Genomic DNA, 22983 nt, shown 5'->3' on the forward strand with positions numbered 1-22983 from the left:
ATTTCACCACGTTTCCTATTCAGCACTCGCCAAGGTGGCCTTCCAATGGAGCAAGAAGAGCCCGCGCCACTGACGTAAAACTAAATGGAAAGTTAATCGGTGATGCACTAATTAACCTGTTGTAAATGAAAGTTACCAAAAGGTTTCTTTTAAGCGATTGAAATTCAACCGAAAAATTCTACTGCATCCTGTTGGATGGATGCACCGGAAAAGGAAACGGCGGGCTTTGGGCCCGCCGTTTCCGCTTGTTTGTGCGTGATTTCGCCGTCTGACTGATTCTCGTCGACCTAGAAGAGGGACAGCACTGTCTGGTCGGCCTGCGAGGCGAAGGACAGGGATGTCGAGGCAAGCTGCTGACGGGTCTGAAGAGCCAGCAGGTTCGCACCTTCCTCGTTCGTATCGGCCAGGGTCAGAAGGCCGGCGCCTTCCTGCAAGGTGTTGATCATCGTCTTGGTATAATCCTGACGGATCTCCACCGTGGACAGGTTGGTCCCGAATTCGGACGCCTGGGAGCGCAGGTTGGACAGGGCGGTATTGATACGGTCGACGACCCGGTTGATGTCGTTGTCCGTCGCAAAGCCGCTGTCGCTCAGAGCCTGGAGGGTGATGCCGTCCGTGTCCGCGACGAAGCCGGCGGACGCGAAGTCGTCGTTGTCGCTTGTCAGGGCCAGATCCGTTTCAGAGGTGATGTTGAACTTACCCGAACCGGAGTCGAAGGAAGCAGACACACCATTGAAATCGTTTACGAAATCCTTCAGATCGGCGACCGTTGTGTCGTCTTCGATTTCCAGGGCGCCCAGCTCATAGCCATTGCCGTCGGTCAGCGTCAGGGTGTCGCCGACTGCAAAGGAACCGGTGTCGCTGAGGAGCTGCGTCGACGCGGTCAGAGCGTTGGCATCGAATGCGAAGGCCCCGAGAGTGGCCGTCACCGAGCCGTCGGTGACGTGGAAATCCTCGTCACTGTAGACGGAGAGTTCCCCGGTGTTGTCATCGAATTCGGCCCGAACGCCGGCGATGTCGTTGAAGGAATCCACGAGATCCTGAACGGTCGCACCGGCCGTCAGGCTGCCTGCGCCTGCAAGCGCTGCGGGAGCGGTGCCGGTGTCGTCCACGAAGGAAAGAGTGGTCGTGGAGGAGATCGCGTTGGAGTCAGACAGGACAGAGCTGGAATTCAGGGTAGACGTACCGTCGGTCAAGGTGATCGTCGTCTTGCCGCCCTGAAGCTGGAAGGACGTGGCGCTTCCCTGGCCTTCAGCAAGGTCGGACAGGTTCAGACCGGTCGAAAGCGTGGTGTCTGTATAATCGACCGCTTCGATCTTCAGCTTGGACGTGGCGTCTTCGTTGAAGATGGTGGTCAGGTCGTTGCCGTCGCCGGCCAGCAGGTTCTTGCCCTTGTAGGAGCTGTCCTTCGCCACGTCTTCGATCTGCTCGAGCAGGTCGTTGTACTGTTCGGCGAATCTCTTGCGCTCGTACTGGCTCTGGGTCTGCAGCGCCTGGTTGGCTTTCGCTTTCGCGGTTTCGACCAGGTCGGTAACGGTCTGGATGCCCTTGTCCGCGGCCTTGATGGTCTGCAGGGACTGGCCCATGTCATCAAGCAGGTTGGACAGATCGCTGGCGCGGGAGCTCAGGCCGGAGGCGGTGAAGAAGCTGTTCGGATTGTCCAGCGCGGAATTGACCTTGAGGCCGGTAGCCAGTTTGTTCTGGACGCCGGACATCAGGTCTGCGGTGGATTGAAGAGTAAGAAGGTTCTGCCGTACGGCAGCTGACAGGGTAATGTCCTGCATCTGATTATCCCTTTCCTGGGTCACAAATTCTTCTGCTCGTCCTGAGCAGGTTGATTAGGATCATCTCCTGTTAACCCTAATCATTGGTTAACTGCATCGCACTATAGGGTTAACGAGGCGTTAACTGACTGGAAAGATATGGGAAATTCAGCGGTAAACCGGGAAGGGGAGGCGGTGGACGGGAAACGAAAAAAGGCGGGCCTGAGCCCGCCTTTCCCGTCTTGAAAGCTTTTCGAGTGCTTAGAAGAGACGCAGAACGTTCTGATCCGCCTGTGCTGCGAAGGACAGCGAGGTGGATGCCAGGCTCTGGCGCGTCTGCAGTGCCAGAAGGTTTGCACCTTCTTCGTTGGTGTCGGCCAGGGTCAGCTTGCCGGCACCTTCTTCAAGCGTGTTGATCATGTTCTTGGTGAAGTCCTGACGGTTCTCAACGATCGACAGGTTGGTACCGAATTCGGACGCCTGTGTGCGAAGGTTGGACAGTGCGGAGTTCATACGACCAATGACACGGTTGATGTCGCTGTCCGTAGCAAAGCCGCTGTCGGCGATGGCGGAGATATTGATGCCATCGGAATCTGCCACGAAGCTCGCCGCCGCGAAGTCGTCATTGTCACTTGTCAGCGACAGGTCAGTTTCGGACGTGATCGTCAGTTTGCCCGAACCGGTGTCGAAGGATGCGGACACACCATCGAAATCGTTGACGAAGTCCTTGAGGTCATCGACCGAGGTATCGTCTTCGATTTCCAGAGAACCGAGCTCGTAGCCGTTGCCGTCGGTCAGCGTCAGGGTGTCGCCGACTGCAAAGGAACCGGTTTCATTGAGGAGCTGTGTCGTTGCTGTCAGTGCGTTTGCATCGAATGAGAACGCGCCGAGAGTGGCTGTCACGGAACCGTCAGTGATGTGGAAATCTTCGTCGCTGTAGACGGTGAGTTCCCCGGTGTTGTCGTCGAATTCGGCACGAACGCCGGCGATGTCATTGAAGGAATCAACGAGATCCTGAACCGTCGCGCCGGCCGTCAGGCTGCCTGCGCCTGCAAGCGCTGCGGGAGCGGTACCGGTATCGTCCACGAAGGAAAGAGTGGTCGTGGAGGAGATCGCATTGGACTCAGACAGGACAGAGCTGGAATTCAGGGTAGACGCACCGTCAGTCAACGTGATCGTGGTCTTGCCGCCCTGAAGCTGGAAGGACGTGGTTGCGCCCGTGCCTTCTTCGAGTTCGGAAAGGTTCAGACCGGTCGAGAGGCCGACGTTGGTGTAGTCGACGGCGCCAACGGTCAGTTTCGAAGTCGAATCTTCGTTGAAGATCGCCGTCAGGTCGTTGCCGTCGCCGGCGAGCAGGTTCTTGCCCTTGTAGGAGCTGTCCTTGGCCAGGTCTTCGATCTGCGTGAGCAGTTCGTTGTACTGGCTTGCAAACTGTTTGCGCTCGTACTGGCTCTGGGTCTGCAGTGCCTGGTTTGCCTTCGCCTTGGCGGATTCAACCAGATTGGTGATGCTGCTGATGCCTTCGTCGGCAGCCTTCAGCGTCTGAACGACCTGACCCATGTCATCAAGCAGAGTGCTGAGGTCGTTTGCCCGCGCGTTCAGGCCGGAAGCCGTGAAGAAGTTGCTCGGGTTATCCAGCGCGGAGTTCACCTCCAGACCAGTGGCCAGTTTGTTCTGGACGCTGGACATCATGTCAGCCGTAGACTGCAGGGAGGAGAGGTTTGCGCGAACTGCGCTGGAAAGAGTTACGTCACCCATTGTGTGTCCTTTCTAGGAATACAAAATACATGGACCCTTCCTGGATCCAGGGGGCATAGAACGGCCGGCGGGTGTAAGGAAATCTAAACAAACGTGGTTAGCGTGTATTAACCTTAATGCAGAGTAAATAGATGTCTTCAGTAATCGTTCCTGCTGTTCCTGTGTCTATATTTTGATGATGGAGTTTTTTACGACTGAAATCTTTCAGCAGCGCGGCGGGCAATGGATGATCGCACTGCGGTTCCGCAGCCGGCCGGGGCAGGGGCTGCTGAGCGGGCATCCTTTAATGTATGCGGGAAGCGGGCTTGGCCGGAGAGTGAGCTGTTCCGTATTGACGGGAGGTGTTGAAACTTGCCGCGACCGCCCTGAGGCGGAAGGCTGCTTTCCAAAGGGAGGCAGGGCAAGAAGACGGAAACGGCCTGGGAAAAGGGAGGCGTGCTGCGATTGTCTCGCAGCGCCGTGTCAGACGACCAGTTGAACCGGTTTTCCGGTCTGGCTTGGCTGACTTTCTTCCATGGTCCTGGAATAGGCCCGGAGACGCAGGAGGGTTTCGCTCGGGATCTGTCGCACGATCTGGCCGGTGTCGGTGTTCGTCGCGACATAGACCAGACTCTCGCTGTCCGGATCGATGATGTTGCGGCGCTCAAGCCGGGGGGTGACGGGATCGGCCTGATTTTTCTGATCGCGGGCATTGTTGGCAGCCCGCTGGCCGTCGCTGCCCTCGTCAGCGGGGCTGACGGTGGCTTCTCTCGGCAATTCGGTTTTTGCGGCGGGAGCGTTCCGTTCTGGAGCCCGCGTAACCGGCGTGATCGCCGTATACGTCGGCGATGGCGGCCGGGCCAGTCCCGTGTCCATCATCTTGTCTCCGGGTTGCTCGATACAGATACCCAATTAAAGACAAGATAACGCAGCGGAATAAAACTTCCGTTAATGAATTGGTTAGGATTTTACCTGTCGGCTTTTAATTGTTTCCGGCCGCGCCTGATTCGGGGTCGCACGGCTCGCGCTTTTGCCGGTATTCTAACGGTTCTTCCCCAGACATGTAAGACGGCCCGGCCTGCAGGCTCCTTCGGGCAAGGGGAGACGGCATCTCTCGTGGGCGCCGGGGCACCTGAAGACTCTGAAGAGCCTAAAGAGACTGGTTGACGGCGATGCCATGCGCCATCTTGGGGCCGCTCGGAGCCGAGCCGTTGCGCCCGTAAGTCGTCGGGGCCGTCGCGTTCCTGGCGCCGGCCACCTTGGCGACGGTGGCGACAATGTTGCCGGCCACATCGCGGGCGGTGGAAAGCACCGCCAGATTGATCCGCAGGACAGGCTGGAATTCGCCGTGCTGGCGGCGCAGGGCCTGGGTCGCGGCCGGCGCGAGATTGCCAAGGGCCACCGCATGGTCTTTCGCGGTCATCATGCCGCGCGTGTATTCATGGATAAGGCGGGCCTTGTCGGCCTGAAGTTCGCCGGCATCCTGCAACTTGCCGGCCCGCACCAGGTCGGTTTCCATTTCAATGACGGACAACAGGGCTTCCATGGTGCCGGAAAGGGCCGTGCAGAAGGTTTCCGCATCCTGGGGACTCGTCGGCCGTTCCAGGGAAAACGGGAAGGTCGTGGTTTCCGGTTGAGCTGTCATCTGGCCCCCTCCTGTAAAGAAAGCAATTCGCGTTCCACGCTATCGGCCAGTCCGATGCCGCCGTTTTCGGCGATGGTGCGTGCATATTCGTCGATCAGAAGGCTCTGCCAGGCATCCGCCCCGTGGCCGCTGCCCCATGTGCCACCCTGGTCGAGGCCGGTGAACATGTTCTGGAGCATGGTGTTCAGGAAAACAGCCTCGAATTCCTTGGCCGCCTTGCTGGCCGAAGTCCTGTCATTCGGGTCGACGCCCTTGATCGTGTCCAGCGGATTGCGCTGGCCGGTGCTTGCGGCCTGCGGTGTCGTCATCTGCGCGAGCATCACAGCACCTCGATTTCTGCCTGCAGGGCGCCGGACGCCTTGATGGCCTGCAGGATGGAGATCATGTCCCTGGGGCCGATGCCGAGGGCGTTCAGCCCGTCGACCAGCTGTTTCAGGGTGACGGTTTCGGGAACGATCGCGAGTTTCGCCTCGTCGTCCTCGTTGACGGACACCTCCGAGCGCGGCACCACGACGGTCTCTCCGTCGGAGAACGGCAGCGGCTGGGAGACCTGGGGCGTTTCGGCGATGGTCACGGTCAGGTTGCCCTGGGCAACGGCGACCATGGACACCTTGACGTCCTGACCCATCACGATGATCCCGGAGTTCTCGTCAATGACGATGCGGGCGGCAAGGTCGGGTTCAACGATCAGCTGTTCGATGTCGGTCAGAAGGTCGACGATATTGCCGTCATAGCGTTGCGGCAGATCGAGGCGCACCGTGGCCGGGTCGAGAGGTTCGGCGGTCGGCATGCCGATGAGCTCGTTGATGGACAGTGCGATCCGCCGCGCCGTGGTCAGGTCCGGATTGCGCAGCGCCAGGCGCAAGGTGGTCAGGGAAGCGAGCTTGAAATCCAGTTCGCGCTCGACCAGTCCGCCGTTGGCGATGCGTCCGGCTGTCGGAACGCCCCGGACAACGGAGGCGGCGTCGGCCTGAACCGAAAAGCCGCCGATGGCGACCGAACCCTGCGCGATGGCATAGACCTCGCCGTCGGCGCCGACGAGCGGGGTGACGAGAAGCGTGCCGCCCTGAAGCGACTCCGCGTCGCCGAGGGCGCTGACATTGACGTCGATGCGCGTGCCCTGTGTGGAAAAGGGCGGCAGATTCGCGGTGACCATGACTGCGGCCACCGTGTCCGTATTCAGATCGACATTGCGGGTGTTCACACCGAGCCGTTCCAGCATCGCCTGCAGGCTCTGCTGGGTGAAAGGCGAATTGTTGAGGGAGTCGCCCGTGCCGTTGAGGCCGACGACAAGCCCGTATCCGATAAGCTGGTTTTCCCGGATACCCTCGAAATCGGCAATATCCTTGATGCGGGAGGCGGCAAGCGCAGGTGTCAGGACAATGGATGCCCCGATGACAAGGGCTGCGGCGGCGCAGGCGATCCGCGCGCACCAACGGGAAGTCTTTTCACCCAAATTTCGCATTGCTGTTTCTTGCCCGTTTTCCCGATCCGGCGACTGTTGCCGGTCACACATTCTGGTCTTGCGTAATGCGAGAGCCGTGCCAACTTCAGGAAGCTTGTGGTTCTTTCGATTAAATTGCCCGGATTCTCCTTTGTTTTCCGGTATGGTTGCAAGCATATCCACGTAAATTTGCCGATCCGGGTAAAGAATATGCGTTTGCGGGGCGGCAAATATTGCCCAATGCGCAAGGACTCATTTACCCTTACCGGCAGAATTTGACGGGCAGGGGATTCAAACCCTTAGTTGGACCGGAAAAGAAAATGCGTATTACAGGCAATAAACCGATCACCGGGGTCCAGGGGAAAAGCTCGAAAAAGCGGAGCTCCTCCGGAGCGGAGGGTTTCGCTCCGGATCTGGGCGAGGAAGTCTCCCAGTCCGCGCCGACCGCCGGCGGGGCCGGGATCCAGGGGATGGATGCGCTTCTGGCGCTGCAGGAAGTCGATGAGGTTGCCGAGCGCCGGTCCCGGGCGGCGAAGCGCGGTCACGGGCTGCTGAATTCTCTTGAGGCCATCCGCGCCGACCTGCTCGGCGGACATGTTTCCGAAGAGCGGCTGGAGAGGCTTGCGCAGGATGTTTCCCGACGCCAGTCCAGCGGCGATCCCGACGTCGATTCCGTGATGGAGGAGATCGAATTGCGCGTCAAAGTCGAATTGGCGAAGCTCGGCCGATTCCTCGACTGAGGCGTCCCGAGGACGTAGGGAATATGCACCAATTTCCGGGCAACCTTACGCAACGGATTGAAACATTTGCTATTTCCGCGTTTTTATTTTTTCAAAATGGACCGTTGTCGGTTGAAGGATGCGGCTATATATTGCGCCCGGCCTAACGGTAATCCGGAGCTATCGATGACGGTTGAAATAGAGTCTGACTACCGACCCTCGGAAGACGAGCCGTTCATGAATGACAGGCAGCGGGAATACTTTCGCAACAAGCTGCTTGCCTGGAAAGAGGACATCCTGAGGGAGAGCAAGGAAACGCTCACCAACCTTCAGGAAGAGAGCCAGAATCATCCCGACTTTGCCGACCGTGCGTCGTCCGAAACGGATCGCTCGATCGAGTTGCGCGCGCGTGACCGGCAGCGAAAGCTGATTTCGAAAATCGACGATGCGCTGGAACGTATTGTCGACGGGAGCTACGGCTATTGCGAGGAGACGGGCGAACCGATCTCCCTGCGGCGCCTTGAGGCCCGGCCGATCGCAACCTTGTCGATCGAGGCACAGGAAGCGCATGAACGCCGGGAAAAGGTCTACCGGGACGACTGACTTGCGAACAATGACAGGCCGCCGCAAAGACGGTGGAGGATGTGACTTCAAACCTTCCCCATCGCGGGAAGGTTTTTTGTTTCCGGAAGAGGAGCCCGTCGCGGACATGCGCCCGGCGGGTCTGCGCCGGCCCATGCGGACCGGGCGCGCACCGGTGCGGGATCAGCCGGCGATCTTGTCCGCCATGACAGAGATCGTGCGAACGTAAACTCCGGCCTTGTTCCACTTCTGCAGGACCTTGTAGTTCGCGGTTCCCGGGCCCCAGCCCTGATCGCGACGCCAGCCGTGCTTTGCCAGATAATTTGCCGTGGAGGCCAGAACATCGGGGATCGACCGGATCAGATCGCGGCGGCCGTTGCGGTCATAGTCGACGGCGTATTTGACATAGGACGATGCGAGAAACTGGGTCTGGCCGAGTTCACCCGCCCAGGCCCCCTTCATTTCGGCCGGGGTCATGTCGCGCCGCTGGACGATGGTCAGGGCGGCGACCAGCTCGTTGGTGAAAAATGCCGAGCGACGGCAGTCGTAGGCGAGGGTTGCCAGAGACTGGAGCACGGGCATGTTGCCGGAAAAGCTGCCATAGTTGGTTTCCAGACCCCAGATCGCCAGAATCACCGGTGCCGGAACGCCGTATTTCCGTTCGATACCCCTGAAGATTCGTGCGTAGGTCTTGCCGAGTTTCTGGCCGCGCCGGATCATCGCGTTGTTGACCCGCTTGGCATAGAACTGCTCGAAGCTCAGCTTGAAGGACTTCTGCCCGCGGTCCAGCCGGATCACCTTGGAATTGTAGCTGACATTCTGAAGGGCTGGCTTCACGACCCTCGGTTTCAGGCCATGGCGGGCGGACTGAGCGATGAAGTCGTCACGCCAGGCCTCGAATCCGCCGGGACCGTTGCCGCAGGACGCTGCCGAGGCGGTGAGGGGGAAAACAAGAAAACATCCAAGAAAAACATATATGAAAAGGCGCATGAGGGCTCCGCTAGCTCCGATATACCGCCGGTCATATTAGCTCAAATTCGCCTTGCGTCATCAACTCTGTTGTCGGGGCCGGAACAGTTTCGGCCAAGCGCACGGCGCTGTGCCGGAGCGCCGGTGGGGCAGGGATTGCGTCAGGGATCGTGTCTGATGACTGCGCAAGCACGATAAGCGTCGATGTCACGTGGCTCGGAATCGGGAAAACAATCAGGCTTTATACCATGGAGATCTTTTCAGCCGGCAAGGAAGGCGGGCGTCGGCTGGAACCGTCGACCATGTGCCGCGACCGGGGTCGGCCCGCGATTGTCCGGGGCCTGTCCCGCTGTTTGTCAAAAAAGAGAACGGGCATGGTGCTCGGGGAGCGAGACACCATGCCCGTTGTCAGCCGGAACGTTGGGCGCTTCTAGAACACGCCGCCCGCACCGGCCGGGGGAACTTCGGATCACGGGCCCCTGATTGTGGGGTGAAGGGGCCCGTGGTCCGACCGGGTGCCGGATCAGAACGGCAGCAGGATATCCAGGACCTGGTTGCCGACGCGCGGCTGCTGGACATCGGATATCTGGCCGCGGCCGCCATAGCCGATGCGGGCCTCGGCAATCTGTTCGCTGGCGATGCGGTTGTTGGCGGTGATGTCTTCCGGACGGACGATACCGGCGACGATCAGCTCGCGGACCTCGAAGTTGACGCGAACCTCCTGGCGGCCCTCGATCACCAGATTGCCGTTGGGCAGGACCTGGGTGACGACGGCGGCCACGGTCGTCTGCAGCGTTTCGTTGCGGTCGACGCTGCCGTCGCCCTCGAAACTGGAATTGCTGTTGGTGTTGGCCAGATCGCTGGCAGCAGTGCTGGCCGGCAGGAAGATCGTGTCGATGGCCGTGCCCAGTGCGCCGCCGACGCCGGCGCCGCTGCTTTCCGAGCGGCTGCGCTCGGTCTTGTTTTCAATTTCGGCCTGATCGTCGATGGTGACCACAACGGTCAGGATGTCACCGACCTGACTGGCGCGCTGATCCTTGAAGAAGGCGCGGCTGCCGGACTGCCATAGCGAATTGGGATTGTAATGCGCCTGTTGCGGTTCCGGCATGGGCATCTGCACGGGTCGGTAGCCCGGGGTGGTGGTCGGATCCTGAATGGCGTTCAGGACAGGTTGCTGACCGACGTTGGCCAGCTTGTCGGCGGTGCCGCATCCGGCTGCGAGAGCGCTCAGCGCGATGCTCGCCAGGAAGTGTCTTGGAAGAGAAATGAGCATCAGTTGATCTCGCTGTTCAAGCTTGCAATGACAGGATTGGCGGCATGGACGCGTACTTGACCGCGGGAGGAAACAATTGCCGGGACGATGCGCCGGGAATGAAGGTTCATGACGTCAATGACGTCACCCTTGGCGCCGTCATCCATGGCCTGGGCGCGGGACGTCAGTTTCATGCCCGCCATTTCATAGGTCACGGTGACCTTTTCCCCGCGGCTGATCAGGATCGGGCTGCGGAAGTCGTTGCGGGTCAGGGGCGCATTGGGGCGCAGGCCGGTCCGCGCTTCCTTGCCGGCAATTTCATCTGCATCCAGAATTGCGCCCGCGGGCACCTTGTTGCGCGGCAGGCGGATGATGGCGACATCGTCTTCGTTGAGAATGTCGCCGCGGCGAAGCGGCTGCGCCAGGGTCGCCACCTCGATCATTTCGACCGCCGTGCCGCTCAGGGTCACGGGACGGGTGCCGTGTTCGACGGCCACCGAGATATTGAGGGTGAAGCGCCCGCTGGACTGGGACCAGTCGACCCGGTCGATCCGTACGGGATCGCTTATCTTGGGGTCGGCCAGGATCTCGTCAGGCGCCTGAACCAGCCGCACGTCGAGACTGTCGGCGTCGATACCGGCATTGCGCTCGGCAAGTGCGGAGCGAACCAGGACTTCCAGCCTGTCCCGGTCGAAGCGTGTCGCACCCCGATGAACGACAACCGTGCGCAGTCCGTCGGTGCTGGCAAATTCGAGGCCCGCCGCGCGGGCGCGGGCCGCGACCACATCCGCGTCGACGTTGCCGGAGGTCCCCATGTCCGGTGAGCGGAAGAGGGGCTTTGAGCCCAGCAGGCCGGCGTTTGAATAGAAGTCGCCAACGGTCACGATCTCCGACAGGGTGAGAACCTGTGAGCGCAGGACCGGACGATCTTCGGCCAGCGACATTCCGCCGGCAAGACCAGCCAGCAGGAGAGCCATCACGGCAGTGAGAAGGTGTTTCATCATCTCGGCCTTCCGTTCCTAGCGCAGGTTGGTGGTCGTGGAGTACATCTCGTCGGCTGCCTGGATGATCTGGGAATTCATCTCGTAGGCACGCTGGGCCGAGATCAGATCCGCGATTTCCGTCACCGCGTCCACATTGGCCATTTCCAGAAAATACTGTGCGACGCTGCCGAAGCCGTCGTCGCCGGGATCGCCGGTTTCCGGCGCGCCGCTGGCATCGGTTTCACGGAAGAGGTTGTCGCCGATGGCCTCGAGACCGGCCGTGTTGACGAATCTGACCAGCTGGACCTGGCCGAGCTGGACAGTGTTGCCCGCCTGATCGACCCCCTGAACCTCGCCGGTGTTGGAGATGGTGATGTCCAGGGTGGTTTCCGGGATGTTGATACCGGGATTGACGGTATAGCCGTCAACCGTCACGAGCTGGCCGTCGGCGTCCCGCTCGAAAGAGCCGTCCCGGGTATAGACCGTGGTGCCGTCGGGCATGTCGATCTGGAAGAAGCCCTCGCCACGGATTGCCAGATCGAGCGACTTTCCGGTCTGTTCCAGCGAGCCCTGGGACATGATGCGGGTGGTGGAAGCCAGCTTGACGCCGGAGCCGATCTGAATGCCGGTCGGAACAATCGTTCCCGCATCGGATGTCTCCGTGCCCATGCGGCGCAGGTTCTGGTAGAGCAGATCCTGAAAATCCGCCCGCTGCTTCTTGAACCCGGTGGTACGCATGTTGGCGACGTTGTTCGAGATGACCTCGACGTTCAGTTCCTGGGCCTTCATGCCCGTCGCGGCGATATGGAGTGCTTTCATGTTCTTCTTCCTCGATGCCGCTTAGGCCTGAAGTTTTCCAAGGGTGCCGATCGCCTGACGGCGCAACTCGTCCAGGTCGTTCACGACCTTGGATGTGGCGTCATAAGCGCGGGTGACCTCGATCAAGCGGGTCACTTCCGTGATCCCGTAGACATTCGAGCCCTCGATGGCTCCCTGAACCATGCGCACTTCGGCAGCAGGAATGGGATTTTCTCCGGCGAACAGGGTGTCGCCGACTTTCTCCAGGGTGCGGACGTCTTCGAAGTCGACGACCCTGATCTTGCCGCGGATACCCTGTTCGGTGGCGATGGTTCCGTCCTTGGCGATCTCAACCTGGCCGTCTTCGACGGAGATGGTGATCGGGCCCGCATCGGTCATGACCGGCCGGCCTCCGGTGGTGATGAGCTGTCCGTTCGCATCCAGACCGAAGGCGCCTGAGCGGGTATAGGCTTCCGTGCCGTCGTCCATCTGCACGACGAAGAACCCGTCGCTGTTCAGGGCGAGATCGAACTCGTTGCCGGTCAGCTTGATCGAACCGTGTTCGAAATTCGTCCGCGTCGTGAACATGTCCGTGTAGGAAATCTCGCGATCCTGCGGCAGGAAAGCGGACCCGTCTGCGACCGGCATGAGATATTCAGTGAAATGCAGATTCTGCGACTTGTATCCGGATGTGTTGATGTTCGCCATGTTGTTGGCGACCACATCGAGATGGTGGCGCAAGTTCGATTGCCTCGACAAGGCGACTAGTTGAGCGTTCTCCATTGCGAACGGTTCCCTTCATGCTCCCCGAAAAGCCGGCCGATCTCCCCAGATCCGCTGGCTCGTTAAGGTTAATGCACACAGCGTGCCAGTTTTTAAATCGTTGGGAAATCTGGGTAAAAGCCAAAGGGGGCGGATGCATGCGGCAAGAGATTCCGGCAGAACTTAACCAGTTGGCAATATTTGCCCGGTGACTCGCGCCAATGTGCCGACACTTAATCGTTAACCACTCGTTAACCATTAACTCTTTAGTAATAATTAGCGCGCGCGAGCGCCAGCAGATGCGGAGTGCGGAATGGCGGACGAAAATGCCGCGGGCGACGACGAAGAAGACGCTGCTGCCGGCAGTGGCAAGGGCGGCAAGAAGAAGCTGTTGCTGTTTGGCGGCATCGGCGTGGCTGTTCTGGCCGTTGCGGGCGGGGCCGGCTATTTCTTCCTGATGGGAGGCGACAGCCCGGCGCCGACGCCGGGTGAGCCGGATCCGCTTCAGGAAGTGCAAAAGCCGGTGGTGTTTTACGACCTGCCGGAAATGACCGTCAATCTGGCGACCGACGGGCGTTCCACCTATCTCAAGGTCCGGATCGCCCTGGAAGTCGAAAACCGCGGGATGATCGACCAGATCCAACCGTATCTGCCGCGTATTCTGGATGCGTTCCAGATTTATTTGCGCGAGCTGCGCCCTGCGGACCTGGAAGGGTCTGCCGGTCTGTTCCGTCTGAAGGAAGAATTGCTCAGGCGGATCAATCTGTCGGTCTATCCGGCAAAGGTTGAAGGGGTGCTGTTCAAGGAAATCCTTGTTCAGTAGGGACTAATGGCTGATATCGAAGAAGACGACCTGTCCGAAGAGGACATGGCCGATGCCTGGGGAGCTGCCCTTGCCGAGCAAGGTGCGGCCGGCGAAGAGGACGATGATCTGGCTGCTGCCTGGGGGGCTGCCCTGGAAGAGCAGGGGGCCGGCGGTTCCGACGATATGGCGGCCCAATGGGCGGCCATGATCGACGACAGCGAGCCGGATCTTGAAAACGCCACCAGAGGCGCCGACCGTGTTCTCAACCAGGAGGAAATCGACAACCTTCTCGGCTTCAACATCGAGGACACGATCGCCGGTGACCAGAGCGGTATCCGTGCGCTGATCAACTCGGCGATGGTCTCCTACGAGCGTCTGCCGATGCTCGAAATCGTGTTCGACCGGCTCGTGCGCCTGACGACCACTTCCCTGCGCAATTTCACTTCGGACAATGTCGAGGTGTCGCTGGATTCCATCAGTTCCGTCCGGTTCGGCGATTACCTGAACTCCATCCCCCTGCCGGCCATTCTGGGGGTGTTCAAGGCCGAGGAATGGGATGGTTTCGGTCTGATCACGGTTGAGTCGAGCCTGATCTATTCGATCATCGACGTGCTGCTCGGCGGCGGGCGGGGCACGTCCGCGGTCCGCGTGGAGGGGCGTCCCTATACCACAATCGAGACGGGTCTCGTTCAGCAGATGGTGGCGCTGATCCTGCAGGACGCGGAGCAGGCCTTCGCGCCGCTGTCTCCGGTTCACTTCAATCTCGAACGGCTCGAGACCAACCCGCGTTTCGCGGCGATCTCCCGCCCGGCGAACGCCGCGATCCTCGTCGAGTTGAGGATCGACATGGAAGATCGGGGTGGATCGGTCGAGATCATGATGCCCTATGCAACGCTGGAGCCGATCCGCGATCTGCTCCTGCAGATGTTCATGGGCGAGAAGTTCGGCCGCGATCCGATCTGGGAAGGCCATCTGGCCTCGGAAATCCATGCGGCGCAGGTCGAGGTCGATGCGGTCCTTTACGAAACCTATCTGCCGCTGGGGCGGATCCTGAGCCTGGATGTCGGTCAGACGCTGCTGTTCGACGTGAGCCCTTCCGACCCCGTGACAATCAAATGCGGCAATGTTCCTCTCACGGAAGGAACACTCGGGAAAGTGGACGACTCCATTTCCATTCGTGTCGCAAAGAACTTGCGCAAGCCCAAGATGACCCTGGCAGCATTCGAGCGCGCCATGCAAAGCGAAATGGAGAACTGATGACCACCTTGCCATTGGGAATGATTATCGAGGGGCTGGTGGCCGTTCTGTTGCTGATCACGATCGGTTACTGCTGGATGCTCAACAAACGCCTGCAACGGCTGCGCGCCGACGAACAGGTGCTGCGGGCGACCATTTCGGAGCTGATGACGGCCACGGAAATCGCCGAACGGGCGATCCTTGGCCTGAAGAGCACCGCCGCGGATGCGGACAAGACCCTCGGCACGCGCCTCAAGCAGGCGGAGACCATGTCGCATACCCTGGCCGACCAGCTGGGCGAGGGCGAGAGGGTCTTTACCCGCATCAGCCAGATCGCGGAGGCGGCCCGCTCGGCGATGCCGCAGCGGGAAAGTACGCCCCGCGGCGAGGCCTATGCGGTGCAGCCGCCCGAGACACAGCCGGGCTATGCGCCGGCGGAGCAGGCCTATGCGCCCGCCGCCCATTATCCCGGACCAGTGACAGCGGAGCATGAGCCTGACCGCAAGCGCAGCCGGACGTCCGATATCCGCAGCGCGGCAGCGGAAGCAACGGCCCGTCTGGAAGAGTTTCGCAGGCGAAAGGGCGCTGCGGCATGAATCTGAGACTGCTGCCTTTGCTGGGGATTTCGGCGAGCGCCCTGCTTGCGCTGAAGCTGCTCGGCCTCGTGCTGGGGGCGGACAGCGGCAATCTTCCCATCAACGGGGCAGTCGCGCAGGAAACTGCCGCCAGCGATGAGGCCGGTGGAGCCGATGCGCCGCCTGCGATGCCGGATGACGGCGCGCCGCCGCCACCGCCGGGAGGCGAGCTTCCGGACCAGCCGGTCTTGCCGAACAGTCTTGAAATCGGCGGGTCCGCCGCCGAACGGGCGGTTCTGGAAAGTCTGGGAAAGCGGCGGGAAGACCTTCAGCAACAGGAAGGTCAGCTGGATCTGCGTGAAAAGCTCCTCCAGGCGACGGAAGAACGCATCCAGAAGCGGGTGGACGAACTGAAGAAGCTGGAACAGCGGATCGAAGCGGCCGTCGGAGAGAAGGAAAAGCAGGAAAAGGCGGAGATTGCCGGACTTGTGACCATGTATGAAAGCATGAAGGCCAAGGATGCCGCCCGCATCTTCGATCGTTTGAGTCTTCCCATCCTCCTCAAGGTGGTCCGCCAGATGAAGCCACGGAAAATGGCCGATATCCTGGCCCGCATGTCCGGTGAGTCGGCGGAAAGGCTGACCGTTGCCATTGCCGGTGATCCCGATGCAGCCGCACAAGCGCCAAGGCCGACGCAGACCCGGGCTTCCGTGCCGGGCAGCCTGCCGAAAATCCCGTCAAACTGAGTGAATTACGTGTATTTGGACCGGTCGCGTAAGGGCACGTTAAGAACAGAAAACTAATAATGGTGTGTTGGCGTTATTCGAGGACAGAACAACTTGCCGGGACTATTCCTGACCATTGGTAAAAGCTGCCATTGCGCCCTTACGGGTGGATGGCGGGCGCTTTCGCGTCCGATCGCGGCTGCTGCCTGGTTGTGCCTGGCCATGATGTTCTGTGCCGGAATTGCCCCGCTCAGGGCCCAGTCGCTCGAGCCGGTGGATGTCGATGTTTCCCAGAAGGACGGATACGGCCGGATCGTCCTGACCTTCAAGGACCGGACGCTGCTGCCGATCTACGATGCGGTGATCACCGGCGGCGTGTTGCGGATTTCCTTCGAGGAGCCGATCGACATCAATGTCGACGACGTGCCGCTCGACCTCAAGAACTACGTTGCCATCGCCCGCCGCGATCCAGACGGCAGCGCCATCCGGTTTGCCCTGAAGAACCAGTTCAAGATCAATACGCTGGAAGCTGGCGAAAAGCTGTTCGTTGATATCCTGCCTCTCAACTGGCAGGGCCTGCCGCCGGGACTGCCCGATGACGTGGTGCGGGAACTGGCCAAGCGCGCCGAGGCGGCCATGCGCAAGGTGCGTGCCCTGGAACAGGCGCGGCTGAAGGTGCAGGAAGGTCCGGAAGTGACCCTCCATGTGGGGGAACACCCGACCTTTACCCGGCTCGTCTTCGACTGGTCAATCAAGTTCGATACCGCATTCGTGCGCGAGAACGACATCATCAAGGTGACGTTCAATCACCCGGCACAGCTGGATATCTCCCACCTGCGCGCGCATCTTCCCCAGGGGGTGATCGATGCGACCTCCTTCCTGGATCAGGGCAAGCTGAAGTTCCTGATGCGCATCGAGCCGTCCGTGGATATCCGCGCCTTCCGTGAAGAGCAGACCTATGTCATTGACATAACTCCGGAGAACATGACGGCGAACGATCCGGCCAACGCCATGATCAACAGGGAACTGTCGGTCGAGGACAACGAGAACCGGAAGGACATGATCACCGCCCCCGGTCTCAGGGACACGCGCGAGGTGAAGAACCCCCGCGGACGGCCGTCGGCCGGTCCGGCGACCACCGCAGGCAGTGGCATCCTGAAGGAATCCACGGCCGACGATTCTCCCGCCTATACCGTTGTTCCACTGACGCCGGCCCCAGGCAATCAGGGCGCAGCCCTGCCGGACGGCGGGGAACCGGCGGCGGGCACCCTCGATCTTACGCTCGCGATTCCGACTGACGGGCCGCAGGGACCGCAGCTGGCGATGGTGCCCCGGTCCAAACCGGCCGCGGCGGCCGAAACCGGTCCGGAGACGCGGGAGCTGGCGATCAAAACGCTTCGCGCGCCGGAGCTGGTCGCGTCCGTCCTTCCGGATGTTGCTGTGAAAGACTTTCATCCCTCCAACGATCTGATCACTTCAGCCATTCCCGCTCCGGACGGAGAGCCCCGTGCTGGAGGCCTGCCGGTGGCGAAACCGGTCAGAACCGTGCAGGCGGCCCCCGAGGCGGGAGCTCCGGTTGCCCCGGAAGCCATGCCGTTGTCCGGTCAGGCTCCGGAGGACATTGAGGAAGAGGAGTTCATCCGCCAGGGGCCGATGCTCGACCTTTCCACGCAGCAGATCGCGCCCCCCCGGTCTCAAGAGCAAAACCAGGGCGCGGCGCAGGACGAAAACGGAACCATTCCGACCATGCAGCCCGCCGGGTTGACGGAACAGGCGGGCCAGGGCACAGCCTCTTCGCCCGGCGATCCGGTGCAGATGCAGGATGGCACGGGGCTTGGCGGTTCTGACGTGCCGGCGGGCATCCGGCTGCCCAGCCGTCCCGAGGAGACACAGGAGGTCTGGAGGGCCAAGGGCGGGCAGGACTTGAGGGAGTTTCCGGCGTCCCCGGAGACGCCGCCTGCCGAATTTGCGGAGGAGGTCCGCAATTTCGTCTCGGCCGAGGCACGCCGGATCGGCAATACTGTGCGCGTCGTCTTTCCGTTTTCCGAGCCGGTCTCCAGTGCGGTGTTCCGCCGCAATGACAGTATCTGGCTGGTGTTCGACACCGATGCCACCATCGACACGCGGGGAATGGTTTCCGCGCTCGCCGAAACCGCCGATACCATCGATGTCCACCAGTTCGAGGACTATCAGATCCTGCGCATGGACATGAATGATCCCGTTCTTGCGACGGTGGGTGTGGACGGCAATGCCTGGTCGCTGGTGATTGGCGACATGATCCTCGAGCCGTCCATTCCGCTCCAGCTTGAGCGCAATATCCGCGGCGACGGCGGCTCGGCTCTGCGGGTGCTTTACCAGGATCCCCAGAATATCCGCCAGGTTGAAGATCCCTTCGTGGGCGACACGATTTCCCTGGTCACCGGTTTCGGTCCGCCGCGGGGACTGCTGAAACCCCAGAATTTCGTCGACCTGAACGCGCTGAGTTCCGCGCAGGGGATCGCCATCGTGCCGAAGTCCGACGGGGTGAAGATGAAGATCCTCGGCGATGACGTGATTATCGAGAAGGATGGCGGTCTTTTCTTGTCCAACGAGTATCTGCGCGGGGGAACCGGGGCATTCAACCGGATCATCAATCCGGAGGAAAGCAGCCCGATCGAGTTCGTCTCCCTGAGTACGGAAGGGCCGGGCGCCTACCGCTCGGGTCTTGAGGAACTGCAGGATCGTCTGGCCAATTCGCCGGAAGGCAAGCGCCGCAAGCCGCTGATGGCGCTGGCCCGGTTCTATCTCGCCCATCAGTTCGCCCAGGAAGCGCTGGGACTGATGCAGCTGTCGCTGGAAGAAGAGCCGGCCCTGGCGGAGGACAGTTCCTTCAATCTGATGATGGGGGCGGCCCAGACGATGGCCAACCGTCCGGAAGAGGCCTATGCCCATCTGAACCGGCCGGATCTGAAAAACAGTCCGGACGCGGCCATCTGGCAGACGATCGTCGACGTCAAGCTGGGCAACTGGACGCCGGCGCGCATCGCCATGCCGCGGGGCCGGGCGGTGGTGGGCAATTATCCTGCCGCCATTCAGACCGAGTTCAAGCTTGCCGCTGCCCAGGCGATGGTGGAAGTCAACGATTTCGGTATCGCCAACGGCATCCTGGCGGAGATCGAGCCGAGTGAAGTGACCCGCGCGCAGGCTGCCCGTTACGACATTTTGCGCGGCCGGGTCGCCGATGCATCCGGTCGTTCGCAGGAAGCGCTGACAGTGTTCGATCTCGTCACACGCTCCGACGACAGGCCGCGCGCCGCCGAGGCGGAATACCGGGCGCTGAGAATCCGCTATCGTGACGGCGAACTGGGGATCGATGAAACCATCGACAGGCTGGCAGGCCTGGCCACCTCCTGGCGCGGTGACGAAATCGAGCTCAAGACCCTGCGGTTCCTGGCGCAGCTCTATGCCGAGCGCGGCCAATACCGCGAAGCGTTCGAGGCAATGAAATCGGCGGTCCAGGCGGATCCGGACTCCGATACCACGCGCCTTTTGCAGGAAGAAATGAACGCGCTGTTCAATGCCCTGTTCCTGGATGGCAAGGCGGATGAAATGCCGACGGTCAAGGCGCTGGCGCTTTACTACGATTTCCGCGAATTGACGCCTATCGGCCGGCAGGGCGACGAGATGGTCCGTCTGCTGGCCAAGCGGCTGGTGGAAGTGGATCTTCTGGGGCAGGCGACGGAACTGCTGCGCCACCAGGTCGACAACCGGCTGAAAGGGGCGGCGAGGGCGCAAATTGCTGCGGATCTGGCGGCGATCTACCTGATGGACCGCAAGTCGGATCAGGCGTTGCGGGTGCTCAACAGGACGCGGCAGGCAAGCCTGCCGTCGACCCTTGAGCGGCAGCGGAACATTGTCGAGGCCAGGGCGCTTACCGAAAGCGGACGCCCGGATCTTGCCCTGGAACTGGTGCGCAACATGCGCGGATCCGATGTCGACCGTCTTCGGGCCGACACCTTCTGGGCGGCTGAAAGCTGGCGGGAGGCCGGAGAGCAGTTCGAGGCGATGCACGGCTCGCGCTGGTCGGACAATATTCCGCTCGACGATCTGGAGCGCCGCGACATTCTGCGGGCCGGCATTGCCTACTCCCTGGCAGGCGATCAGTTGAGCCTGGAACGGTTGCAGACGAAATATATGGAGAAGATGTCCGACAGCCCGGAGGCGCTGGCCTTCGAGGTGGTTACCCGGCCGATCGAGGCCCAGGGCGTCGAATTCCTCGAAGTCGCCAACCAACTGGCGGACATCGATTCCCTGGAAACCTTCCTGAAGGAATATCGCCGCCAGTATATGTCGCCTGACCGCAGTCCGGATCAGTCCACGGCGGCCTCGGAAGTCGACGAGGTTGCCGGTTAGGGTGTCCGGGTCGACGTGACCGCAGGCGGGATGCTTCGGAAAGTCTGGATCAGCCGGCTCTCGCCATCATGGAAGCGCGGTGCCTCCCGGCAAAATCCCGGTTTCGGGAAGGGGCCCGAGGCTGCATTGCAGAAGCTCTCGGGAAAATTCCTGAATTCAGGTTAGCGCTACTTGCTCTACTGGCCCGCGAGTTGCGGCCGGTAGTGGCCCGGGGAGCGCAGCTCGGCACGATAGCGCATGACCAGTTCGGGAATGGATCTCGTGCTGCGGCCAAGCCACTCGCAGCGGGCCTTGAGAAAGTCGCGATAGGTCTTTTCGTGAATGCCGGTCTGCAGCATCAGGCGCATGATGGCGCCGTCGGCATCCGATTTGAGCGTGTCGGAAACAACCTCGTCGGCGAGATTGATCCTGCGGCTGATCAGCCAGATGGCGGCGTCGATGCGCTCCTGTTCAAACAGGGTGCGCAGGATCGCATCGAAGGACAGTTCCCCGTTGGCGATCTGGATACTGGCTTCGTGGCGGGAGTAATTCACTCCGTCCAGCTCGATGTCGCCGTCGCGGGGTTGATCCTCGATCGAATTGGCCAGGCGTTGCAGGTCTCCCGTTTCCAGCGCCGTCTTCAGCGGCGGGGGGAGCAGCGGACAGTTTGTCTCCAGAATTTCCATCTGGGTGCGCAGGAATTCCTCGTCCCTGATCGCCCGCCTTGCAATGCCGCCGAGCACTTCGGGTTCCGTATTCGCGAAGATCAGCAGGGCCAGGGTTCCCCGGACGGAAAACGGCACGTGCGGATTGTTCAGCAGGGCATGAACCACATTTCTGTTGCCACGGGCGATCAGCGTGTCGCAGATCTCCTCGCTCACATCCTTCCGGCGGGCAACGGACAATCTCTTGTCGTTGCCGCCGGCCCGGGCGATTGTCATCAATCCGTTGGGACTCATCATGGGCGAGCACTCGATGACGGGTTCCGAAAGTGCGTAATCTTCCTGAGCCAACCTGTCCGCGAGCGCGGATATGATGCGATCCGTCTTGGCGAGCCGCACGACCAGTTCGTAACGGGCCTCGCGGTCGAGCTGATCGAAAACAGACAGAACAATCCCGGAGAAAAGCTCCCGTTCCGTCTCGCTGGGCTGATGGTCTTCCGAGCGGGCGTATTCCCCTACAAGGGCCCGGATGAGTTTGGATCTGGCTTCCGGTTCCCTGATCCTGGCGAGTTGTTCAAGTTGTTGATGTATCACCAAATTACCACTGCGGTTCGGAGCGGAAAAATCCTCAAGTACAGTGGCGAGTATTGCGGTCTATTGTTAATTTTCCTCTACGTTCGAGGATTGTGTATGCATAAAAACATCATGTACCAAAGCTCTTGACCAGCGATCCGGCAACAAGGTTCCAGCCGTCGACAAGAACAAAGAAAATCAGCTTGAAGGGTAGCGAGATGACTACCGGTGGCAGCATCATCATGCCCATGGACATCAGAACGGACGCAATGACGAGATCGATGATGAGGAACGGCAGATACAGCAGGAAGCCGATTTCGAAAGCGCGTCTGAGTTCGGAGATCATGAACGCGGGGATCAGCGTGGCCATGGAAAGATCTTCCGGACCGTCCGGAGCGTCCTGGCCTGAAAGTTCCTGAAAGAGCGCAAGGTCGTTTTCACGGACCTGGGACAGCATGAAGGTGCGGAAGGGCTCCGAAGCGCGTTCGAACGCCTGTTCGAATTCGATATCCCCGTTGACCAGCGGCTCGACACCGGCGTCATAGGCTGCCTGCAGGGTCGGCATCATGATGAAGGCGGAGAGGAAAAGCGCCAGGCTGACCATCACCATGTTGGGTGGAGCCGTCTGCAGGCCGATTGCGGAACGCAGCAGCGAGAGCACCACGACGATCCGCGTGAAGCTGGTCACCATCACGAGGATCGACGGTGCGAGCGACAGAATCGTCAGAAGAATGACGAGCTGTACGGCGCGTTCTGTCAGGCTGGCGTCGTCACCGAAGCCGACGGAAATCTCCTGGGCGGCGGCCGGACCGGCCAGAATGGCGAGCATCGCTGCGGCGAACGCCGGCAACGCGAGCCACGCGTATCGCCGCAATGAATGTCTGTCGCGGGTCATCAGTTGGGCTGTCCACCCAGCTCGTCGAGTATCTTCGCCATTTCCTCTTCGATCGGGTTTTTCTCGCTCAGGGTCGGGGCAGGCCGCGCAGCCGGCCTTACCTGGTCGTCGCGAGGCTCCTCGTCCGAGGAAGCCTCTTTTGCCGGGGTTTGGGACTGGTCCTGAGAGACGGTGTTGTCCTGGGCGGCGGCGGGCTCGTCCTGATCGGGGCTTGCGGTGGCCTGCGGCGGGGTATCAGCGATGAGGTCATCCAGATCGAGCACGATTTCCCTTTCGGCGGACTCCTCGGGGCCGGGCTTGTCGTCGCCGGCATTTCCGGTTGCCGGTTCCGGTGCCGTCTGTGTCTGCACCTCTGCTTGAACCTCTGGCTCCACCTGTGCCGGCTCCTTTTCGGAAGCGGAAGAGGTTTCGTGCCCCGGCGTGGGGGCAGGCGCTGAGTCACCGGAGGTCTCGCCGGCAGCGGCCGGCTCGTGTCTCTCATACACAT

Annotated in this window: 20 protein-coding genes and 1 pseudogene; 7 read left to right on the forward strand and 14 right to left on the reverse strand. The window is 60.9% G+C overall.

The window, feature by feature from the left end; translation table 11 throughout:
- Nucleotides 1-287 precede the first annotated feature (287 nt).
- From DCO57_RS23130 to DCO57_RS23155, 6 genes are all read right to left on the reverse strand, one after another.
- Nucleotides 288-1784, reverse strand: a complete 1497-nt coding sequence (locus DCO57_RS23130; protein ID WP_116701280.1) for a flagellin — start codon at nucleotides 1782-1784, stop codon at nucleotides 288-290.
- A 240-nt stretch (nucleotides 1785-2024) separates the two neighbouring features.
- Nucleotides 2025-3521 carry a flagellin gene (locus tag DCO57_RS23135; protein ID WP_116701281.1) on the reverse strand — a complete coding sequence of 499 codons (1497 nt, stop codon included), beginning with the start codon at nucleotides 3519-3521 and terminating at the stop codon, nucleotides 2025-2027.
- Between the two features lie 462 nt (nucleotides 3522-3983).
- Nucleotides 3984-4379 carry a hypothetical protein gene (locus tag DCO57_RS23140; RefSeq protein ID WP_116701282.1) on the reverse strand — a complete coding sequence of 132 codons (396 nt, stop codon included), beginning with the start codon at nucleotides 4377-4379 and terminating at the stop codon, nucleotides 3984-3986.
- 271 nt (nucleotides 4380-4650) lie between these two features.
- Complete coding sequence (locus DCO57_RS23145) at nucleotides 4651-5145, reverse strand: hypothetical protein (RefSeq protein ID WP_208978106.1); 495 nt, start codon at nucleotides 5143-5145, stop codon at nucleotides 4651-4653.
- Nucleotides 5142-5465 carry a rod-binding protein gene (locus tag DCO57_RS23150; RefSeq protein ID WP_116701283.1) on the reverse strand — a complete coding sequence of 108 codons (324 nt, stop codon included), beginning with the start codon at nucleotides 5463-5465 and terminating at the stop codon, nucleotides 5142-5144. Before DCO57_RS23150 ends, DCO57_RS23145 begins: the two co-directional genes overlap by 4 nt.
- Entirely contained in the window at nucleotides 5465-6610 is a 1146-nt protein-coding gene (locus DCO57_RS23155; protein WP_116701284.1) for a flagellar basal body P-ring protein FlgI, read from the reverse strand. The genes DCO57_RS23150 and DCO57_RS23155 overlap by 1 nt, the downstream gene beginning before the upstream one ends.
- A gap of 299 nt (nucleotides 6611-6909) precedes the next feature.
- On the opposite strand from DCO57_RS23155, the gene DCO57_RS23160 reads away from it, so the two are divergent.
- The gene (locus tag DCO57_RS23160) at nucleotides 6910-7329 is read left to right on the forward strand and encodes a flagellar assembly protein FliX (protein WP_116701285.1); all 420 of its coding nucleotides are present in this window, start codon (nucleotides 6910-6912) and stop codon (nucleotides 7327-7329) included.
- A 165-nt stretch (nucleotides 7330-7494) separates the two neighbouring features.
- On the forward strand, nucleotides 7495-7911 hold the full coding sequence (gene dksA, locus DCO57_RS23165) for an RNA polymerase-binding protein DksA (RefSeq protein ID WP_116701286.1): 417 nt from the start codon (nucleotides 7495-7497) through the stop codon (nucleotides 7909-7911).
- A gap of 162 nt (nucleotides 7912-8073) precedes the next feature.
- Here the strand turns inward: dksA and DCO57_RS23170 are convergent, their stop codons facing one another.
- The 5 genes from DCO57_RS23170 to flgF form a co-directional block, all read right to left on the reverse strand.
- On the reverse strand, nucleotides 8074-8880 hold the full coding sequence (locus tag DCO57_RS23170; protein WP_116701287.1) for a lytic murein transglycosylase: 807 nt from the start codon (nucleotides 8878-8880) through the stop codon (nucleotides 8074-8076).
- Nucleotides 8881-9382: 502 nt separating this feature from the next.
- Nucleotides 9383-10132, reverse strand: coding sequence for a flagellar basal body L-ring protein FlgH (gene flgH / locus DCO57_RS23180; RefSeq protein ID WP_116701289.1), 750 nt, complete (start codon nucleotides 10130-10132; stop codon nucleotides 9383-9385).
- Nucleotides 10132-11115, reverse strand: coding sequence for a flagellar basal body P-ring formation chaperone FlgA (gene flgA / locus DCO57_RS23185; protein ID WP_116701290.1), 984 nt, complete (start codon nucleotides 11113-11115; stop codon nucleotides 10132-10134). The genes flgH and flgA overlap by 1 nt, the downstream gene beginning before the upstream one ends.
- Before the next feature lie 15 nt (nucleotides 11116-11130).
- Entirely contained in the window at nucleotides 11131-11913 is a 783-nt protein-coding gene (flgG, locus tag DCO57_RS23190) for a flagellar basal-body rod protein FlgG (RefSeq protein ID WP_116701291.1), read from the reverse strand.
- 21 nt (nucleotides 11914-11934) lie between these two features.
- On the reverse strand, nucleotides 11935-12675 hold the full coding sequence (gene flgF / locus DCO57_RS23195; protein ID WP_116701292.1) for a flagellar basal-body rod protein FlgF: 741 nt from the start codon (nucleotides 12673-12675) through the stop codon (nucleotides 11935-11937).
- A gap of 292 nt (nucleotides 12676-12967) precedes the next feature.
- Here flgF and DCO57_RS23200 point away from each other — a divergent pair, with 292 nt between their 5' ends.
- The 5 genes from DCO57_RS23200 (at nucleotide 12968) to DCO57_RS23220 (ending at nucleotide 20387) form a co-directional block, all read left to right on the forward strand.
- A complete protein-coding gene (locus DCO57_RS23200) occupies nucleotides 12968-13477 on the forward strand; it encodes a flagellar basal body-associated FliL family protein (protein WP_116701293.1) in 510 nt (169 codons plus the stop codon).
- 6 nt (nucleotides 13478-13483) lie between these two features.
- Complete coding sequence (gene fliM / locus DCO57_RS23205; protein WP_116701294.1) at nucleotides 13484-14716, forward strand: flagellar motor switch protein FliM; 1233 nt, start codon at nucleotides 13484-13486, stop codon at nucleotides 14714-14716.
- A complete protein-coding gene (locus tag DCO57_RS23210) occupies nucleotides 14716-15291 on the forward strand; it encodes a DUF6468 domain-containing protein (protein WP_205756265.1) in 576 nt (191 codons plus the stop codon). Before fliM ends, DCO57_RS23210 begins: the two co-directional genes overlap by 1 nt.
- Nucleotides 15288-16016: a hypothetical protein gene (locus tag DCO57_RS23215; protein WP_116701295.1), complete on the forward strand. Its 729-nt coding sequence runs from the start codon at nucleotides 15288-15290 to the stop codon at nucleotides 16014-16016. The genes DCO57_RS23210 and DCO57_RS23215 overlap by 4 nt, the downstream gene beginning before the upstream one ends.
- A gap of 93 nt (nucleotides 16017-16109) precedes the next feature.
- Nucleotides 16110-20387: a tetratricopeptide repeat protein gene (locus tag DCO57_RS23220; RefSeq protein ID WP_208978108.1), complete on the forward strand. Its 4278-nt coding sequence runs from the start codon at nucleotides 16110-16112 to the stop codon at nucleotides 20385-20387.
- Between the two features lie 176 nt (nucleotides 20388-20563).
- Here DCO57_RS23220 and DCO57_RS23225 read toward each other — a convergent pair whose 3' ends face one another.
- The 3 genes and pseudogenes from DCO57_RS23225 to DCO57_RS23235 all read right to left on the reverse strand — a co-directional run.
- Complete coding sequence (locus DCO57_RS23225; RefSeq protein WP_116701303.1) at nucleotides 20564-21622, reverse strand: DUF2336 domain-containing protein; 1059 nt, start codon at nucleotides 21620-21622, stop codon at nucleotides 20564-20566.
- A gap of 109 nt (nucleotides 21623-21731) precedes the next feature.
- Entirely contained in the window at nucleotides 21732-22430 is a 699-nt protein-coding gene (gene fliP / locus DCO57_RS23230) for a flagellar type III secretion system pore protein FliP (RefSeq protein WP_116701304.1), read from the reverse strand.
- Between the two features lie 65 nt (nucleotides 22431-22495).
- Nucleotides 22496-22983 (reverse strand): annotated as a pseudogene (locus DCO57_RS23235) (hypothetical protein); the annotation flags it as partial.

Source organism: Labrenzia sp. 011 (assembly GCF_003075075.1).
Classification (GTDB): Bacteria; Pseudomonadota; Alphaproteobacteria; order Rhizobiales; family Stappiaceae; genus Roseibium.

Bases quoted from the DNA above. Each gene is read 5' to 3' on its own strand.
- DCO57_RS23160 (WP_116701285.1), top strand. From the start codon at position 6,910: ATGCGTATTACAGGCAATAAACCGATCACCGGGGTCCAGGGGAAAAGC.
- flgH (WP_116701289.1), bottom strand. From the start codon at position 10,132: ATGCTCATTTCTCTTCCAAGACACTTCCTGGCGAGCATCGCGCTGAGC.
- DCO57_RS23215 (WP_116701295.1), top strand. From the start codon at position 15,288: ATGAATCTGAGACTGCTGCCTTTGCTGGGGATTTCGGCGAGCGCCCTG.
- fliP (WP_116701304.1), bottom strand. From the start codon at position 22,430: ATGCTCGCCATTCTGGCCGGTCCGGCCGCCGCCCAGGAGATTTCCGTC.
- DCO57_RS23130 (WP_116701280.1), bottom strand. From the start codon at position 1,784: ATGCAGGACATTACCCTGTCAGCTGCCGTACGGCAGAACCTTCTTACT.
- DCO57_RS23170 (WP_116701287.1), bottom strand. From the start codon at position 8,880: ATGCGCCTTTTCATATATGTTTTTCTTGGATGTTTTCTTGTTTTCCCC.
- DCO57_RS23210 (WP_205756265.1), top strand. From the start codon at position 14,716: ATGACCACCTTGCCATTGGGAATGATTATCGAGGGGCTGGTGGCCGTT.
- flgF (WP_116701292.1), bottom strand. From the start codon at position 12,675: ATGGAGAACGCTCAACTAGTCGCCTTGTCGAGGCAATCGAACTTGCGC.
- DCO57_RS23140 (WP_116701282.1), bottom strand. From the start codon at position 4,379: ATGATGGACACGGGACTGGCCCGGCCGCCATCGCCGACGTATACGGCG.
- dksA (WP_116701286.1), top strand. From the start codon at position 7,495: ATGACGGTTGAAATAGAGTCTGACTACCGACCCTCGGAAGACGAGCCG.
- DCO57_RS23145 (WP_208978106.1), bottom strand. From the start codon at position 5,145: ATGACAGCTCAACCGGAAACCACGACCTTCCCGTTTTCCCTGGAACGG.
- DCO57_RS23135 (WP_116701281.1), bottom strand. From the start codon at position 3,521: ATGGGTGACGTAACTCTTTCCAGCGCAGTTCGCGCAAACCTCTCCTCC.
- flgG (WP_116701291.1), bottom strand. From the start codon at position 11,913: ATGAAAGCACTCCATATCGCCGCGACGGGCATGAAGGCCCAGGAACTG.
- flgA (WP_116701290.1), bottom strand. From the start codon at position 11,115: ATGATGAAACACCTTCTCACTGCCGTGATGGCTCTCCTGCTGGCTGGT.
- DCO57_RS23200 (WP_116701293.1), top strand. From the start codon at position 12,968: ATGGCGGACGAAAATGCCGCGGGCGACGACGAAGAAGACGCTGCTGCC.
- DCO57_RS23150 (WP_116701283.1), bottom strand. From the start codon at position 5,465: ATGCTCGCGCAGATGACGACACCGCAGGCCGCAAGCACCGGCCAGCGC.
- DCO57_RS23155 (WP_116701284.1), bottom strand. From the start codon at position 6,610: ATGCGAAATTTGGGTGAAAAGACTTCCCGTTGGTGCGCGCGGATCGCC.
- fliM (WP_116701294.1), top strand. From the start codon at position 13,484: ATGGCTGATATCGAAGAAGACGACCTGTCCGAAGAGGACATGGCCGAT.